Raw genomic sequence first — 18173 nt, 5'->3', positions numbered from 1 at the left:
AATACAACAGATTGTGAATTAAGAAGCGACCCACTTATTGATCCCAAGAGATACATTGGAAGTAGAGATTTCAATGTAACACTGATTTCTGTAGATAAGATTCCAGTTAAAGGTAAATGTGGGTTCAAAAAAATAATTCTTAATTATATGATTTCTTTCTATGCTGATTACATTGATTGTAATGGTATTACCAAAAGTGAACTATATGAAATTAATAGAACTGATGTAATTGGAAAGTTCTACTGCCCTGATTCAATAGCTCAAATTTCAGCTAGTTTTATTCCAGTTCAACAAGCTGAAGATTTAGATTCCAATATTATTAAACTTGAGATGGTTGCTGAAGCTCTAGACGGTGAGTTATTACAAGATCCAAACGGAGATGACGTTTTAGATATTACTTTAGGTTACTACATTGTTGTAAAATGTGAGCTTATTGTACAATTACTTATACCTGCTTATGACTACTGTCCAGTTCCTAAAGAGTTATGCGAAGAAGAGCCTGAAGAAGACCCATGTGAGAGATTTGAAAGAGCTCCAGTTCCTAAGTTCTATCCAGATCAAAACTTAGATCCATTATTCCCAGACTGTGATGATAATGATGGAGATTGTGATTAGTAAAATTATAGACTTTATTATAAGAAAAAATACTTAAGGTTTTTACAAGTAAATGAGTAATGTAACTTACAAAAATCAGTAGCTATAAAGGTGATTATATTTTTATCCATATTGCTATATTTTTAATAAAACCTTATCTATCATCACCTTTTTATAAAAACTCTATATTACAATAAAAACACTTAAAATAAAATGATACCTAAGTTGACCATATAATTGATTTAATTAAAATATATTTAAGTAAAAGGAGGATTCTATATATGAATTCAATGTCAAAAAATTGTTATGATCCTTGTAAACCTGATCCTTGTAAAAAAGACCCTTGTAAGCATGAGCCTTGTAAAAAGGAATTTAAAAAGGAAAAAAACTGTGCAACTATTATAAAATGTGGTACTCCTAGTGCAACTACAATTCCAGTAGCGACTATAGCAGGTACAACTTTTACTGTTAGTTCTGTTACTTTAGATAATTCTTGCTTATGCAATCCAATAACAAAACTAGAATTCGCAAGTAATCTTGTTGCTCCAGTTGCATTTACAGGAACTCTAAACTTCCAAGTGTTTAAACTTTGTAAAGGTCAAGTTACTCCAGTTCCAGTTGGACCTTCATGGACATTTGATTTAGTAGCATTACTTTCATCTAGAACATTCTCATTCTTTGTTTGTGATTGTGATTCTTGTTTTGATGATTGCTGTACCTATACTGTAGTAGCAACTGTTACTAGTGCAGTTACTGTGGGTACTCTTAATATTAATAACGCAACACTTGGAGCAATATCAACATGTGGCAGAAATAACTGTTGTTAAAGAATAGTTATATATCCAAGAGCTTAGATAGTTTTCATATAAATAAATAAATTACTAATATTAATGTTAACAAAGTCTCGGAGTGTGAAATTTCCATTCCGAGATTTTTCTGTATCTATAATTTATAGACTATTATTCTAAAACAATTATCTTTTATATTTTTATGAGCAATCACGAAACTTCAATATTTTGAATATAATGTATAATGAGCAATAGTTTTATGACTTTAGATTTAATTATAGATATTTCTTATTTTAATGATAAGTCATATATTTATTTGTGTTGTGCCTATAAAAGGAGGATTATATGATTTATTTAGATAATGCAGCTACATCCTTTCCAAAACCATCAGAAGTTTATGACCAAGTATTAAATTGCATGAAAAATTATTGTGCTAATCCAGGGAGGGGTTCTCATGATATGTCCGTGAAATCAGCTTTGAAAATCATGGAAACAAGAGAAGAAATATGTGAATTATTTAATATACCAAGTCCTTTGAATTTGATTTTTACTAGTAATGCTACAGAAGCCTTAAATATATCAATAAAAGGAGCTTTAAAAAGAGGAGATCATGTTATTAGTACAGTAATTGAACACAATTCTGTTTTAAGGCCACTTCATTCATTATTTGAAGATGGAGTTGAAGTTACTTTGGTAGGTGTAGATAAATCAGGATATATTAATTTTAATGACATTAAAAAAGAGATTAAGAAAAACACTAAAATGATTATTACCAATCACACTTCTAATGTATTAGGTAGTATTCAGGATATTAAAAGCATTGGAAGGATTTCAAAGGATAATGGGATTATATTTATGGTAGATGCATCTCAAAGTGCTGGAGTAATTCCAATTGATGTGGAAAATGATCATATTGATCTATTAGCTTTCCCAGGACATAAAGGGTTATTTGGACCTCAAGGAACAGGGGGATTATTTATAAGAGATGGTATTAAGCTAAGGAATTTTAAAGAGGGTGGAACAGGAAGTAACTCACACTTTATGGTCCAACCAGACTTTGTTCCAGATCAGTTTGAAAGTGGAACACTAAATACACCAGGAATTGCAGGTTTATGTGAAGGTGTAAAATTTATTAAGAAAATTGGATTAGATAATATACGAAAGTATGAAGAAGAATTATTATGGTATTTATTAGAACAGATAAAAAAACTTTCTTATGTAAAAATTTATGGAAGTGATTCTAAAAAACAAAAAAGTGCAGTAATTTCATTAAATGTAGATGGAATTGATGCTTCAATTGTTGGCGAACAACTAAATGAAAGAGGAATTGCTGTACGGACAGGCTACCACTGTGCACCTTTAATACATGATGTAATCGGTACGGAGTATGCTGGTACGGTAAGGGTGAGTCCAGGTTATTTTAATACTTTCGAGGATATAGAAAAATTAGTGGAAGCAATTATAATGATTTATAAATTAAAATAATGTGAAATGGAGGATACAGTACATATATAATTATATATGTAATAAAAAACATTAGGATGTGAAAGTTATGAATGCTTGTAATAATTCAAACTCTCTTTATCAAATAGACAATCCTAGTGATTGTGAAAGATATAAAATGCTTGAATATATACTAAAGATGCAGAATAGATTAGATGATCTAGATAATATAATTGATTTAATGAGTCCGCCTAAAGATATAACAAATATTTGTCCACCAGGGTATGCGAAAAATATTAAAGTAGCAGTAATTGGTGGGGGAGAGGCAGGGCTATCTGCAGCCTTTGAACTTAGGAAGATAGGATGTAATATTACTTTATTTGAAGCAAGTGAGAGAATAGGTGGTAGGGTATATACCTACTATTTTGACAGAAATAAAAGATACTATGGTGAATTAGGACCAATGAGTATACCAGTATCCCATGAGACAACTTGGCATTATATAAATCTTTTTAAGCTTAACACAAGCCCCTTCGTAAATAATAATACTAATACTCTGCTTTATGTAAGAGGCAAAAGAGCTGTGAATAATCCTAAAGGGAAATATATATCAAGGAATATATTTCATGAATTTCTTTTGACAGACAGCGACAGAAACAAAGTTCGTTCACAACTTAATAGAAAATTTTATCAAAAATATTTAGATACTCTTACATCTGAAGAAAGAAAGGAGTTAGTTGAAACTAAACCTGAATACTTAAAAAGTATAGAGGACATAGATAAACTAAGTTATAGAAGAGCATATGAAAATGAAGAGTTTAGTGAAGATGCAATATCAATGTTAGGTTATCTGGAAGGTAGTCATCAGTTTTTTAGATTAAGTCTTACAGAAATTTTACAGCAATATTATACTGTTGATTCTGAGTTCACTTATAGTATTAATAATGGTATGATTAACTTACCTTTTTCATTATACAAAGCAATTTGTGGAAACTTAGAAGAAGTGTACAAAGGTATTGACAAAGATAAATTAGGTTGTGTAGATATAAAAATGGGTTCTCCAATTGATGGTATATATAGTTCATCTTTAAATAATAAAATCCTTCTTAAATATAAAGAATGTGGAACAAGCAAGGAGAATCTAGAGGAATATGATTATGTTATATGTGCTATTCCATTCACAAGCTTGAGAAGAGTTGAGATTAATCCTCTTTTCACAGTGACAAAGATGCAGGCAATAAATGAAATGAATTATGAAACAGCGCAGAAGGTATATTTATATATTAAGAAAAGATTTTGGGAGATGGGAAATACGTCAAAAAGAATAGTAGGAGGACGATCTTTCACTGATCTACCACTAACTTCAGTTTACTATCCATCAGACCACGCAAAACCCGTACCTAATAAATACGGGAATTGGACTTTAAAGAATGATGTAAAGGCTGAAGAGCCAGGGGTATTGCTTGCTAGTTATAGTTGGGGTCAAGAAGCTGTTAGGTTAGGCAATGAAAACCCTGAGTTGCAAGTTAATGATGTTATAAAATACCTTGAAAAAATGCATGAACTTCCTCCTCATTATATTGATGAGAGTTTTATTGATTATAAGTCATTAATCTGGTCTGATGTACAGTATATATGGGGAGCAGCGGCACTATCAAAACCAGAGGATAAAACACTGTTTTCATATGCTGTAACTGTTCCAGAAATGGGAAATAGAGTATTCTTTGCAGGAGAGCATATATCACAAAAACATGCATCGCAACAAGGTGCTTTACAGAGTGGAATGATTTCAGCAAATGAAGTAGCAAAGCAAATAGTATCTAATAAAAAATAGGCATCGGGTTAAAGTATAATTGAATTTTAGTATAAATGTAATGACCTACATCATCTGGATGTAGGTCATTTTCTTTCTATATAGTATATNNATATACTATATAGAAAGAAAAATATATAAAATGAAAGCTCATCCTTATTATTGAAATAGAGCAACATTATTATAGACTAATGAAATTTTATATTTAAAAAATAGTGAGTTGGAGTTAATGAGGGTTTATTGAAAATATATAGATATGATACTGAATTTTGCTTAGATATTTTAGTAAATAACTGTATTCAGTACCAATTCAAATACAGTTAGAGTTAAACTAGGAGGTGCACCCGTACTAAATCCTACTGGATATAGAGTGTCTACTGTATCGTCTACAGATCCCCAAGGAAGTGCAACATCAAAAATATTATTGAATAATTTAATTTGTTCATCTCTTGGAATATTTGTTCCTCCGAATCTATAGTCAAGAAATACAGCTAGACGATTAGTATTTAAATTAACAATTTTATTGTTTTCGATATGAATAAAATCAACCTGTGCAAAGTCTATTGGAAGAAAAATAATTGAACTACCAGATAAAGCTTTGGATATATGAGTTATTATATTCTCATCTATTAAGATTGATGCATTTTGAAATTCAGTATTAAATAGTGTAAATTGAGTAAAAGAATTTGAAATATTATTTCTAATAATAATTGAACCACTTGACAATGGGATACCTTCAAATGTCATTGTAGCTAAGCTGTCAGTTGATCCATTAAAAGTGTTTTCAGCAATAAGTGTTCTACCTTGTACAGATTCAATATGCAAGGAATTTCGATTACCAGTATGAATAAATGTTGTAGATAAAATAGAGAGGTTATTTGCTTTAATAAAGGCGTTGCGGCGACCTCCTTCCATAATACAACTACTTATAGTGATATTGCTATAAATATCATCGGGAAAAGCTTTAAAAGGAATATTAAATAGCGAGTTAGAATTCCCAGAAATTGGTGTAGGCGCTACAAAATGGAGTCCTTCAAGGGTAACATTATCTGATTGAATAGATAAATGAGAAGTATCACCAAGATCTGCAAATGTAATCATTGTTGTATCAGCAGAAAATCCTTTAAGTGTTAATGATTTATTAATTACTAACTGTGCGATAAGATTATAATTACCAGGAAATATTAATATGGTGTCGCCGGGTGAAGCAGATGCTATGGAGGTGGGTAAATCTGTATAAAACAATAGTTGGGTTATATTATAAATTCTATTTGTTGTCAATGCTATATTATCTCCAAAAGAAAGATAAGTGATGTCTTGAGATATAGCAAAAGTAATCTGTGCCCCTGGTAATGTTGATTGTAATTTTACGGCTGTTGTGCGGATAAAAGGAGATTCTAAACTTATATTATATAGTCCGGGAGACATATTAATAGTGTTAATTGTAGAATCGTTTAATGCTTCCAAAAATTCAACGGTATTTGTAACATTAGCTGATGTTCTTAGATTTAATTTTTGAATATACACAGCCGCAGTTACACTTTCATTTGTTATATAGGGTATAGTTTGGAGGATAACAGGTGTGTCGGACAACATGTTTACAATAGTAATTATAGAAGGTGAATTGATACTAATGATTGCATATCCAGTATTTTGTTGATTTGTATCACCTGATTTAAATATAGTATCAGTAACAAGAACTCCATTAATAAAAATACCAAATACATTCGGCTCAGCTCCAGATATACTGAACATTACTTCGTAGTCACCAGCAACTTCTAGGAAAATTTCAGATTCTCCTACAATATGACCAATGTGTCCCAATATCCAACCATTTGAGTTATATTTTATAGCTTCTTGGGAGGGTATCAGCTGATTTCCTGTATTATATATATAGGCATATTCGCTTATATTTGCATCTACAGGTTGGGGTATTACAGTATATTCAATATTTAGAAATGGTCTTTGAATTGGTGCTGACCATTCACTAGATAGATATCCAATAGTAGAGAGAATTATATTTTCTATTCCAACTAAAGTGATACCATTGTTGGGGAGTATATTTTCAAACCAATCAATTACTATATTTGTTATATCAATACTAATAAAAGTATTAACATCTGCATCTGTTATATCTATAGAATAGGGAGTTGGATTTATGGATGGCGCATTATTCCAAGTAACAGTATTCTGTAAAAAATCATTTGAATTAGTAAATACGCTAACAGTTTGAGGAGATAATGTTCCATCTGAAGAATCCTTTCTATATACAAATAAATTTAAAGAAGCATTTAAAATAGTATTTCCGTCAGGTATAACTCCAGATAAATTAAACTTTAATAAACTTCTAAATACATCTGCAGGTTGAACAAACACGCCTGTAAATAAAAGACTTGACGTACCAAAATTATTGTTTGGCTTTAGCATAGAGATATAAGTGTCATGTACAGGTGAAAGTTGTAAAGAGGGCATAACGTCATCTCCTTATTATTTTAGATTTATTTTCTTTTCCCCTGTTGTCTTAAATTATAACAAATTTACTTTACATAATATATTAGAGTATAAAAAAATTGTACTCAGAGCAATAACTATAAATTATATTTTTTATAAAGAATAAAAAGCTAGTGAAAGAAAACTCAAGGTTAGTAACCTCGAGTTTAATTAATTTAAAAAGTATATATTTATAAATTTTCATTTTAAAATCTATAAAGTTAAGGACGATAATTGATTGCCCTTAACTTTAAATTAGCTAAACTAAATTATTTTCGTATACTCATAATTTTTAGCAACAGTTACATCTACCACATGTTGATATTGCTCCAAGTGTTGCATTGTTAATATTAAGAGTACCAACAGTAACTGCACTAGTAACAGTTGCAACTACAGTATAGGTACAGCAATCATCAAAGCAAGAATCACAATCACAAACAAAGAATGAGAATGTTTCTGATGAAAGTAATGCTACTAAATTGAATGTCCATGCAGGTCCTACAGGAACAGGTGTAAATTGACCTCTACAAAGTTTAAATACTTGGAAGTTTATAGTTCCTGTGAATGCAACTGGTGCAACAAGATTACTTGCAAATTCTAACTTTGTTGTTGGGTTACATAAGCCGCAAGTGTCTAAAGTAAGAGAGCTTACAGTGAAAGCTGTACCAGCTATAGTAGCTGCAGGTAGTGTAGTAGAACTAGGAGTACCACATTTTATAATAGTTGGACAGTGTTTGTCCTCTTTAGAATCTTTTTTGCAAGGATCATAATAACCTTTTGACATTGAATTCATAAATAGAATCCTCCCTTTAATTACATAAATTTTAAAAATGTTAATTGTATTAATAATAAGAATATTAAATTATTTTGTTAAGTGTTTTTATTATATTATATGAGTTTTATGGAAGAAAGGTGATGAGAGATAGGCATTTATTATAAAATAATATACTTAAGAATTGTATCACCTTTCATGATTACTAATTTAACGAAGTTAAATTATTCATATAGATACATAAACCTTAATTATTTTTCAGTTATAGTACTTTTAATAATAATAGTTTTAATCATTATCATCACAGTCTGGGAATAGTGGATCTAAGTTTTGATCAGGATAGAACTTAGGAATTGGGGCTCTATCAAATCTCTCACATGGATCTTCTTCAGGTTCTTCTTCACATGGTTCTTTTGGAACTGGACAGTAATCATAAGCAGGGATGAGTAGTTGTACAATAAGCTCACATTTTACAACAATGTAGTAACCTAAAGTAATATCTAAAACATCATCGCCGTTTGGATCTTGTAATAACTCACCATCTAGAGCTTCAGCAACCATTTCAAGTTTTATAATGTTAGAATCTAAATCTTCAGCTTGTTGAACAGGTACAAAACTAGCTGAAATTTGAGCTATGGAATCAGGACAGTAGAACTTTCCAATTATATCTGTCCTATTAATTTCATATAATTCACTTTTGTTTACACCATTACAATCAATATAATCAGCACAGAAAGAAATCACATAATTTAGGACTATTTTCTTGAATCCTGGTTTTCCTTTAATAGGAATTTTATCTACGGAAAGTAGTTCTACATTGAAGTCTCTACTACCAATATATCTCTTAGGCTCAATAAGTGGGTCACTTCTCAATTGATTATCTGTTGTATTTGTGTCTGGGCCTTCACCGTATACAAGACATCTTTTAATTAAGCATTGATCAAAAATTTTAGGAACTTCAATGCAAACTAATTCTGAAGGATCAGGTAAACGCCCTTGTTTATTTACAAGACCAGGACGTGGCACAAATTTCTTGAAGTTAATGGACATAAATTCTCCTCCTCTTGAAAAATTATGATAAATAAAAATTTATTTAATACTTACAATACATCATATGTAAGAATATTAAAGTGGTGATATTAAAAAGACAAGTTAATAAATTTTTTGTTCTATAGAAGTGCATAATAAATTTTTATTTAAATATAATTTTATAAAAGGGGGAGTAAGTATGAATGGTGTATATCCTTGGATATATGGGGACTGTAAAGATAACATATGGAAGTTTTCACTAAACGATAATAAAGAATTATGCTATAGAATTATGTACAGTGAAGGAAAATGGACTAAAGAAACTCTAATTGATGTAGAAGTGCTAGGGTTTGATGTTTATATTAGTGGAGATGAGATAATACATGTGGTATACAGCAATACTAAAGGTGAGCTGAGATATTGCACTATGAAAGATAAACGATGGTTGGGAAAGGTACTTTACCAAGTGGAAAGTAACGAATTTGAAATACGAAATTTAAAAGTTGAAATTGTAGAAGATGAGATGCATATCTTTTATTTACTTGTAGGTAATGATGGTAGTGATCATGGCGTATTAATGCATTGTATATGGAACGGAAAAGAAACTAAAACTACTACAATACAAGACATTATATTGATACCTAATTTAAAAGAATACTATTCAATACATGTAAATAAAAAAAGAAATATTTATGCATTTTTTATTACAGATGAAGGTGATGAAGTTTCTTTAAACTATTGTGACTTTGAAAATAATAGGTGGTCGTCTGCGAGAAGGCTTTATGGTATCCAAGGAGAGGATATAGGTTTTGAAGTTCTAATGGTTCAGCAAGAGATTCATATACTAAATAAATCTAGAGAAGACTCTATATATTTTCTTGATCATGTTTCTATAGATATTATTGGAAGTTTAAAAGAATTTAGAGTTCATGAAAGTAGAAAGGAACTGAATGAACCTATATTATTTACTGAAAGTAATAAATTATATTCTTGTTGGCTAGAACAAGGTAAGATTTTTTATTCAGTTTTTGATGGCCAAAAATGGGTGGGCCAAGTCTATTTTGATAGAGGGAATGAACTTACAGTAGAAAGATATAATTGTTTTATTTATATAGATAAAGATAGTGATACAAAAGTAAGAAAAATTTACGGAACTAGGGGATTAGATCTGTATTTGTTTGATCCTAGTGAATTTATAGTAAATATAAAAGATTCATTAGAATCTGAGGGGAGTAAAGCTAAAAAAATAGTATCGCAGGAAGGGGAATCAAGTGAAAGTTTAAAATTTGAATTATCTCGCGTAAATTTAGAAAAGAAGAATTTAGAAAAAAAAATTACTGCTTTAAATATGAAATTACAAAAAAATCAAAGATTTATAGAAGAATATGAAGACCAAATTTCTAGAATATTAGAACAAAAGCGTAAATCTGATGAGAATTGTAATATATTTTTAGAATTACAAAAAAACATTCAAAAAGAGCTAGAAGATACAAAAAAAAGGTTTTTGGAAGAGGAAGTTCTTACAAGAAATATTCAAAAGGAGTTGGAATATACAAGGCAAAAATTGATAGAAGAAAAAAACATTAAAATAGCTGTTGAAAGTAAATTGAAAGAATGCCAAGAAGAAAATGTAATAATTAAACAGCAAAGTGAGGTGATAAATGAAGAAAGAATGAGGTTGAGTGAAGAACTTGAATTAGAAAAGAATCAATCTATTATGGAGCGATTGCTAAGACGAAGACCAGGTGGAGTATAAAGTCACTTCTAAAGTTATAAAGCATACAATAAAGTAAGGACATGTATAAATTAGGTAAACACAAAATAGAGGTGAATAATATGAAAATAGAAGATTACGATTATATCATGATCTTTACTTCTCATCACAGAGCATTATATATTTATGAGCGCTTAATTAAAAAAAATATTGTAGTAAAACTTGTTACTGCTCCTAATAAGATTAATATTAGCTGTACTCAAGCAGTGAAATTTAAAGAAATAGATATGGAAGTCATACAGAAGGAATTACAGAAAAATAATATTTATCCAACTAGCACCTATAAAATTGTTAAAGACGGAAAAAGTGAAATTTATGAATTAGTGGAATAAAATTTGCTTAGTCAATTTTTTAAGGATTATATTGCATAATAAGCAGGTGTAAAGCATATTTTTAGAATAAGAGTGAACTCGGAAACTAATATTAAATGGAAGCAAAGGGGTTTTTATATAGTTTTAGTGCCGATCACTCTTTGAACTAATATTTAAATAATATGCATTTAAAATTACTTTTAGTAGGTTAAGAAGTAGGAAATTTGATATTAATATAAAGGATATAAAAGATCTATAATATTTATATGAAGGTTTGCTAGTTGCATCAATATATTTTATTAATAAAGGAGGGGTGAAGAGGAGTCTATGTTTAATAAAAGAGAGAAAAATATCTATTATGTATCACATTTAGGAACAGAAACTGTATCTATAATTGACGGAGATAATTATAGTATTATAAAAGAGATTGAAATTGGTCCAAGGCCTTTAAATATTATTGTTGATGAAAAAAATAATATATATATAGCTAGCGATAGAAATAATAAAGTTACACTTGTTGAGGATTTATATGATTCTAGTAAAGTATGGGAAATTGCTAATAATGGTAATATTAAAGTCGATTCAATAGCTCAGAAAATCTATGCTAGTGATACTGAAGAAGTGTGTATTTATAGTCTAAGAACTGGTGAAAAGCTTGGGTGTATAAAAGGATTTATTGCTGCGGAAAGTTTGGAACTTGACAAAGAGAAGAAAAAATTATTTGTATTGGACATTTTTCAGAATGAAATAAAAGTTTATGATACATCAAACTTCCAATTAATAAAAGTATATAAAGATGTTGGGACAGCACCTATATATATGATCATTGGAGAAGATGAAAATTATATCTATATTTCAAATAAAGGAATTAGTAAAGGAAATTGTAAGGGGAATGTTTCTGTATTGAATCTTGAAAATGGAGATGTTTCATATATTGACTTTCCAAAAGGATCGTCTATCTCATATTTAGTACAGGCAGGACTCCTTTTATATGTAGCAAATAATGGGTTACATAGAATTGAAGTTATAGATATATTAAAAAAAGAATGTATAGCAACAGTAAAAACTACTCTTCCAGATTTACAAAGAATTAGATTATCTCCTGACAAAAAAACTCTATTTGTAACTAGTAAAAGTAACGATGGAAAAGGTGTATTTGATAGGATTAATATCTCTGATAATTCTATTTTAGATAACTTTACCTTTTCACGAAATAATAGTATTCCTTATGATATAGGTATTGTTACTCAGAACAAATTTGAAGTAGAGGAAAAGCCTTTTGCTTTCACAAGTTCGGAGGATAAAGTAAAGAGAGATAGTGCTACTGCTATACTGGCCAAGAAAGTCCTATCTACTTATCAAGAAAAAATAATATTTTCACAGGTTACAATTGAAATGTCTTCAAAAAATTACTCAGTTATAAGTGTAGATGATGTTATATTTAAAAAATGTGAAGTTATAAATGAAACAAAAAATAGAAAAATTATAGATAATGAAAAAAAATACTCAATTTTTCAATATGATTTTTATATTCCCTACTACATAGAATTTATAGATGAACGGGAACAAAAATATATATTTGAAGGAAAACTTAAGGGGACGCAGAAAGCTACGTTATATATACCAGCAGACGCAGAACAAAAGGGAATGGAATTCGTAATTAATTCTTTTGCTAAATTAATAAGCACCCCAGTATTCATAAACAGAAGTTTGAAGTTTGATGTTAGTGTCTTAATTTCAACAAAGGTGATTGTAGAGGAAATAGTATTTATTCCATTTTACAAAGACTGCGAAAGTTTTGGAGGAGGGGGGAAAAATGACTAATGAAAATTATGATTGTTTTTTAGTCAAGCAGCAAGATGGGAAATTACTAAAGTTTTCTTATGATAGTGAACAAGGTATATATTATCAAATCCTTATGAAGCATGAATGGTCAGAAAATATAAGTGTTTACAAAGATAGTTTTAAATATTTTTATGTTTTGGAAGACTGGAATGGGGAAGTTCATGTTTTTTGTCAAGATATTTGTGGAGATCTTATGCTATGTACATTAGAGAATAAAGTATGGAAGTATAATACTCTTCTTAATATGAAACATGATACAATTACGCCTGTACAAATTAAAGCACTTTTCTGTTTGAAAGATATTCATTTACTGTATAGCATAATAGACAAATATACTTATTCAGAAGTGTTAATTCATCAAGTGTACAATAATAAAGTAACATGGACTAAACCACAAATTATTTCTAGTATGGAATATTATTCAAGGTGTCTATATAGTATTTGCAAAGATAGTACTATTAGTATAGTAATATTAAATACTATGTTAGGTGGAGGATATCAATTAGCTTCTAGAAATTTTTATATTATTGAAGATAGATGGGGAAAGGAGGAGATTATACATACATCACTCTTACCATATATAGATTTTGCTTTTTGTGTAGAAAGAAATAGAATCCATTACCTATTTATTGAACAGGATAATCATGTTAATAGAGTGATTTATCATTATAAAGAAATAGGATTTAAAAAAAATATTATACTATTTGAGCATGTAAATATAAACTCTTGCTTATTGATGTTATATAATGAAATGCTATGGGCTCTATGGATTTGTGATAATAAACTTTATGGATGTTTTTCTAAAGATTATGGACAAAGTTTTAGCAACTATAAGATATATAAACTATTTAATAATATATTACCTAAAAAAGTGATTTATCAAGAATACTTAGAAAATAACGAAAATAATTTTTTTATAAATGAGATATATGTAATGAACTTGAATGGAGATATTCAGTTATTTTTACACGAACTTTTAGAAACATCAGCAGAAAGTGAATTACAGAAAAATAAAAATTTATTGAATAAAAATAAGAGGTTTAATTTTAAAAAAGAAAAATCAAAAATTTATTTTGAAAAAATTGAAATAATTAAAAAGGAAAAAGTAGAATTACAGTTAAAACTTAACCAGGCATATGAAGAATTAAAAGCATTGAGCGAAGATATAAAACATGAAAAAAGTCAAATTTCAAATCTAAAGTATAAGTTCTATAGTGAAAAAGAGAAATTAAAATCATATATAAATGACAATGACATGTTAAGAAGGAGAAATAGTTTTTTAGAGCAGAAGATATTATTAAGTGATAATGAAAAAATACTAACTGAAAAGAAATTAGCTGAAAAAGAGAAGGAAAATGAAAAATTAAGACAACAAATGACTCATGAATGTATTGAGAATTTATCTGATTCAGAAGGAGATAAAATAAAAGATAAAAATAATATCCCAAAGCATGTTAGATTTTCTTTGATTAAATGGTTATTTGATGATGAACTTCAAAAGTAGGCCTAATAAAACGTTGATCAAATTTTGTATGAAGTTTTTAAAATTATATTTAAAAAAAGTGAAGAATATGAGATATATTAGTAAAGTTTAGTCAATTAATCACTTTAGGAATACTAGACTTTAAATCATAAATATGTTATTGTAGATAGAATATTATAATGGAAACTTCTTCTTATCTTTATTTGAAGAAGTAACTCTACTAACAAAAGTGTAGAGTTGAGGTGTCACTTAAGGAGGACTTTATATTGGAAAAGATTGCAGCATTTTTTGATATAGATGGAACTATCTATAGAGAAGGGTTAATAACAGAAGTTTTTAAAAAAATAATAAAATATGAGCTAGTTGAAGAAAATAAATGGTATAATGAAGTTAGGCCAGCTTTTTCCAAATGGGATATAAGACAAGGGGATTATGATACCTACTTACTTAAAATGATTGATGTTTATATTGAAGCTACTAAGGGGTTAAGCAAAGAACACATAGAACATATAGCTAGAAATGTGATTAATCAGAAAGGTGATAGGGTATATACATTTTCAAGGGATAAAATTAAATGGCACAAGGAGCAAGGACATGTTGTAATTGCTATTTCTGGATCTCCTATAGAGCTTGTAAGAGAGATGGCAGGAAAATATGAAATGGACGATTTTAGGGGTACAATTTATAAAGCTGATAACTGCGGAAAATATACTGGAGAAATTATACCAATGTGGGATTCTGTAAGTAAAGAAAATGCTTTAATGGAGTTAAAAGAAAAATATGATATAGATTTAAGTAAAAGTTATGCTTACGGAGATACTTCTGGGGATTTAACTATGTTTAAATCTGTAGGAAATCCATATGCTATAAATCCAACTAAAGAGCTTATTTCAAAGATAATAGAAAATGAAGAAGTAAAGAAAAAAATCAATGTTATAGTGGAACGAAAAGATGTTATTTATAATTTAGATATAAATAATTTAGAATTAATCTAAGTAAAATAAAGTTTTATATTTTAAGGGATAGTTTAAGTGGCGTTACAATAGAAGTCTTGTAACGCCACTTTTAAACATAGTACTTTCTTACAAAAGGGGGATTTGTATGATTAGATTTGAGATAATTACAAGAGATAGATTGGGAATTACAGTAGAGATATTAGAGAAAATTTACAATAGGAAAATTAACTTAATTTCTATGGAGGTGTTTTTTCAAAAGGTATGTGTAAAGGTTGAGGACATGGAAGATGAGTTAAAGAAGGAACTAATGAAAGAGATTTGTAATATTAAAGATATTATTTCCGTTAAAGAAATGGAGTTATTATATTATGAACAGAAAGAAAAAAAGTTAAAAGCTATAATAGATTCAATAGAAGATAGGGAATTCAAGAACATTATTGGTACAAGCAAGGCAATAGAGCGAGTTAAAAATATGACTTTAACTATTGGAAAGAGCAACTCAACTGTGTTATTAAGAGGTGAAAGTGGTACGGGTAAGGAAGTCTTTGCAAAGGCAATACATGACATAAGCCCTAGGTGTAATAAGAATTTTATTGCTATTAACTGCGCAGCATTACCAGAAACCTTATTAGAGAGTGAGTTGTTTGGATATGGGCCAGGAAGCTTTACAGGTGCAATGATAGGGGGAAAAGATGGGATTATTAAAGAAGCTAGTGAAGGAACTTTATTTTTAGATGAAATAGGAGAAATGCCTATGTTTATTCAAGCAAAGTTATTAAGAGTGATACAAGAGGGTAAAATTAGAAAAATTGGTAGTAGTAAGGAAGAGGCTGTAGATGTAAGAATCATAGCTGCAACTAATAACAATCTTGAAGATATGATTAAGGATAAAACTTTTAGAGAAGACCTATATTATAGATTAAATGTAGTTCCTATGTATATCCCAACATTAAGGGAACGGTTAGAGGACATTCCACTTTTTGTTCAGTTCTTTATAGATAAGCTTAATTATAAATTAAATAAAAATATAAAGGGCGCTGATGTCGAATTTATTAGCGAGTTAATGAAATATCATTGGCCTGGAAATGTTAGAGAGCTACAAAATGTTATAGAAAGAGCAATGAATTTATGCAAAGGAGAAATATTAACTACAGAGGACATTTTTATAGATTTTAAAAATGATATTTATAACTACGGGTCTAAAGAGATTATAGATAAAAAATCCGATGGATATTTGCAGCTACCATTAAAAGATATAATGGAGAAATATGAAAAAGAAATTATAAAAAAAACTATAGAAAATTATAGGAGTTATAGAAAAGCTGCAAGTGTACTTAAAGTTTCTCATACTACAATAATGAATAAAATTAATAAGTACAATATAAAAATGTAGGTGTTTTTGTATTAAAGTATGTAAAAATTAATTTACGCATGTAAATAAAACTTTACGAAAAAACCTAATAAGTAAAGAGATATTTACATTAGCTTAGTATAAATATTAAGAGTTATAGATTATAAAAATAAATGAATTTCCCCATGTCCTTGTTGCTAAGGCTTTGTCTAAAATTATATTCACCTAAATTTAATTATCTCTTAAATTTCCTTTAATTTGGCACTGAAATTGCTATATATTATTGTAAAATAATTTATATAGGGAGGTCAAATTAATGGGGAACAATTTAAAAGCAATGGGCTTTGCTACAAGAGCAATTCATGGTGGACATGTTAAGGATCAATTTGGTGCTTTAGCTACGCCTATTCATCAAACAGCAACCTTTACTTTCGAATCTGCTGAGCAAGGTGGTAGAAGATTTGCACTTGAAGAAGGTGGATTTATATACTCAAGGCTTGGAAATCCAACCAATACTCAATTGGAAGAGAAGTTAGCAATGCTAGAGGGTGCAGAGGCAGCAATTTCTACTGCATCTGGTATTGGAGCTGTTGCTTCAGCATTTTGGACATTGTTAAAAGCTGGAGACCATGTAGTAGCAGCAAAAACTCTTTATGGATGTACTTATGCTTATTTAAATCATGGAATAAGCAGATATGGGGTTGAGGTAACTTTCGTAGATACTACCAATCTTGAAGAAATTAGACAGGCTATGAGAGAAAATACTAAGGTAGTTTATTTGGAAACACCAGCAAATCCAAACCTTGAAGTTGCAGATATAGAAGCAATAAGTAAGATAGCTCACCAGAATAAGGATTGTATAGTAATGGTTGATAATACGTTCTGTACGCCATATATTCAAAGACCGTTAGAATTTGGAGCTGATGTAGTAATTCATTCAGGAACAAAGTTCTTAAATGGTCATGGAGATGTAATATCCGGTTTTGTAGTTGGAAGTAGCGAATTTATAAAGAATGTTAGATTATTTGGGGTAAAGGATATGACAGGAGCTAGTTTAAGTCCTTTTGATGCATTTTTAATTATTAGAGGTATGAAAACTCTAGAAATAAGAATGGAAAAACACTGTGAAAATGCTATGAAAGTAGCTAAATTTTTAGAAGGACATAGTGCGGTTGAAAAAGTATATTATCCAGGTTTAGAAAGCTTTCCGCAATATAAATTAGCTAAAAAGCAAATGTCCTTACCCGGAGCTGTAATAGCTTTTGAAGTAAAAGGTGGAATTGAAGAAGGTAAGAAAGTTATAAACAGTACGGAGCTTTGTACGATAGCAGTAAGTCTTGGAGATGCTGAAACTTTAATTCAACATCCAGCATCAATGACACATTCGCCATATACTAAAGAAGAAAGAGAAATGGCTGGTATTAGTGATGGATTAATAAGAATAGCTGTTGGTCTAGAAAATGTTGAAGATATAATAAATGATTTAGATAAGGCATTAAAGTGTATAATATAATAGAGAGTTGA

Annotated in this window: 14 protein-coding genes; 11 read left to right on the top strand and 3 right to left on the bottom strand. The window is 29.3% G+C overall.

The annotated features are described in order from the left end of the window. From B3630_RS12425 to B3630_RS12410, 4 genes are all read left to right on the top strand, one after another. On the top strand, positions 1-615 hold a 615-nt coding region (locus tag B3630_RS12425; protein WP_346898609.1), incomplete at its 5' end, for a hypothetical protein. Between the two features lie 260 nt (positions 616-875). After that, positions 876-1421, top strand: a complete 546-nt coding sequence (locus B3630_RS12420) for a DUF4489 domain-containing protein (protein WP_346898607.1) — start codon at positions 876-878, stop codon at positions 1419-1421. 306 nt (positions 1422-1727) lie between these two features. Continuing rightward, the gene (locus tag B3630_RS12415) at positions 1728-2867 is read left to right on the top strand and encodes an aminotransferase class V-fold PLP-dependent enzyme (protein WP_346898605.1); all 1140 of its coding nucleotides are present in this window, start codon (positions 1728-1730) and stop codon (positions 2865-2867) included. A 67-nt stretch (positions 2868-2934) separates the two neighbouring features. Then, complete coding sequence (locus B3630_RS12410; protein WP_346898603.1) at positions 2935-4659, top strand: flavin monoamine oxidase family protein; 1725 nt, start codon at positions 2935-2937, stop codon at positions 4657-4659. Positions 4660-4920: 261 nt separating this feature from the next. Here the strand turns inward: B3630_RS12410 and B3630_RS12405 are convergent, their stop codons facing one another. The 3 genes from B3630_RS12405 to B3630_RS12395 all read right to left on the bottom strand — a co-directional run bounded on the left by B3630_RS12405 (position 4921) and on the right by B3630_RS12395 (position 8950). Further along, a complete protein-coding gene (locus tag B3630_RS12405) occupies positions 4921-7110 on the bottom strand; it encodes a DNRLRE domain-containing protein (protein ID WP_346898601.1) in 2190 nt (729 codons plus the stop codon). Positions 7111-7420: 310 nt separating this feature from the next. After that, complete coding sequence (locus tag B3630_RS12400) at positions 7421-7921, bottom strand: DUF4489 domain-containing protein (RefSeq protein WP_346898599.1); 501 nt, start codon at positions 7919-7921, stop codon at positions 7421-7423. A 267-nt stretch (positions 7922-8188) separates the two neighbouring features. Further along, positions 8189-8950 (bottom strand): hypothetical protein, encoded by a 762-nt coding sequence (locus tag B3630_RS12395; protein ID WP_346885861.1) that lies wholly within the window; start codon positions 8948-8950, stop codon positions 8189-8191. Positions 8951-9128: 178 nt separating this feature from the next. Here B3630_RS12395 and B3630_RS12390 point away from each other — a divergent pair, with 178 nt between their 5' ends. The 7 genes from B3630_RS12390 (at position 9129) to megL (ending at position 18162) form a co-directional block, all read left to right on the top strand. Further along, positions 9129-10685, top strand: a complete 1557-nt coding sequence (locus B3630_RS12390) for a hypothetical protein (protein WP_346898597.1) — start codon at positions 9129-9131, stop codon at positions 10683-10685. Between the two features lie 80 nt (positions 10686-10765). Further along, the gene (locus tag B3630_RS12385) at positions 10766-11035 is read left to right on the top strand and encodes a putative Se/S carrier-like protein (protein WP_150844557.1); all 270 of its coding nucleotides are present in this window, start codon (positions 10766-10768) and stop codon (positions 11033-11035) included. 306 nt (positions 11036-11341) lie between these two features. Beyond that, positions 11342-12838, top strand: coding sequence for a YncE family protein (locus B3630_RS12380; protein WP_346898595.1), 1497 nt, complete (start codon positions 11342-11344; stop codon positions 12836-12838). After that, positions 12831-14363, top strand: a complete 1533-nt coding sequence (locus B3630_RS12375; RefSeq protein WP_346898593.1) for a hypothetical protein — start codon at positions 12831-12833, stop codon at positions 14361-14363. Before B3630_RS12380 ends, B3630_RS12375 begins: the two co-directional genes overlap by 8 nt. Before the next feature lie 242 nt (positions 14364-14605). Next, entirely contained in the window at positions 14606-15337 is a 732-nt protein-coding gene (locus B3630_RS12370) for an HAD-IB family hydrolase (RefSeq protein ID WP_414633014.1), read from the top strand. A gap of 106 nt (positions 15338-15443) precedes the next feature. After that, positions 15444-16691 (top strand): sigma 54-interacting transcriptional regulator, encoded by a 1248-nt coding sequence (locus B3630_RS12365; RefSeq protein ID WP_346898589.1) that lies wholly within the window; start codon positions 15444-15446, stop codon positions 16689-16691. A 274-nt stretch (positions 16692-16965) separates the two neighbouring features. After that, positions 16966-18162: a methionine gamma-lyase gene (gene megL / locus B3630_RS12360; protein WP_346898587.1), complete on the top strand. Its 1197-nt coding sequence runs from the start codon at positions 16966-16968 to the stop codon at positions 18160-18162. Positions 18163-18173 lie beyond the last annotated feature (11 nt).

It is taken from the genome of Clostridium sp. UBA7503 (genome assembly GCF_002477055.1).
Classification (GTDB): Bacteria; Bacillota; Clostridia; order Clostridiales; family Clostridiaceae; genus Clostridium_J; species Clostridium_J sulfidigenes.
The sequence above is the reverse complement of the archived record's forward strand: the minus strand, read 5'-3'. Positions and strand labels throughout refer to the sequence as shown.

What these genes read in the sequence shown, in the direction of transcription:
- B3630_RS12420 (WP_346898607.1), top strand. Translation starts at nt 876, where the DNA reads ATGAATTCAATGTCAAAAAATTGTTATGATCCTTGTAAACCTGATCCT.
- B3630_RS12415 (WP_346898605.1), top strand. Translation starts at nt 1,728, where the DNA reads ATGATTTATTTAGATAATGCAGCTACATCCTTTCCAAAACCATCAGAA.
- B3630_RS12410 (WP_346898603.1), top strand. Translation starts at nt 2,935, where the DNA reads ATGAATGCTTGTAATAATTCAAACTCTCTTTATCAAATAGACAATCCT.
- B3630_RS12405 (WP_346898601.1), bottom strand. Translation starts at nt 7,110, where the DNA reads ATGCCCTCTTTACAACTTTCACCTGTACATGACACTTATATCTCTATG.
- B3630_RS12400 (WP_346898599.1), bottom strand. Translation starts at nt 7,921, where the DNA reads ATGAATTCAATGTCAAAAGGTTATTATGATCCTTGCAAAAAAGATTCT.
- B3630_RS12395 (WP_346885861.1), bottom strand. Translation starts at nt 8,950, where the DNA reads ATGTCCATTAACTTCAAGAAATTTGTGCCACGTCCTGGTCTTGTAAAT.
- B3630_RS12390 (WP_346898597.1), top strand. Translation starts at nt 9,129, where the DNA reads ATGAATGGTGTATATCCTTGGATATATGGGGACTGTAAAGATAACATA.
- B3630_RS12385 (WP_150844557.1), top strand. Translation starts at nt 10,766, where the DNA reads ATGAAAATAGAAGATTACGATTATATCATGATCTTTACTTCTCATCAC.
- B3630_RS12380 (WP_346898595.1), top strand. Translation starts at nt 11,342, where the DNA reads ATGTTTAATAAAAGAGAGAAAAATATCTATTATGTATCACATTTAGGA.
- B3630_RS12375 (WP_346898593.1), top strand. Translation starts at nt 12,831, where the DNA reads ATGACTAATGAAAATTATGATTGTTTTTTAGTCAAGCAGCAAGATGGG.
- B3630_RS12365 (WP_346898589.1), top strand. Translation starts at nt 15,444, where the DNA reads ATGATTAGATTTGAGATAATTACAAGAGATAGATTGGGAATTACAGTA.
- megL (WP_346898587.1), top strand. Translation starts at nt 16,966, where the DNA reads ATGGGGAACAATTTAAAAGCAATGGGCTTTGCTACAAGAGCAATTCAT.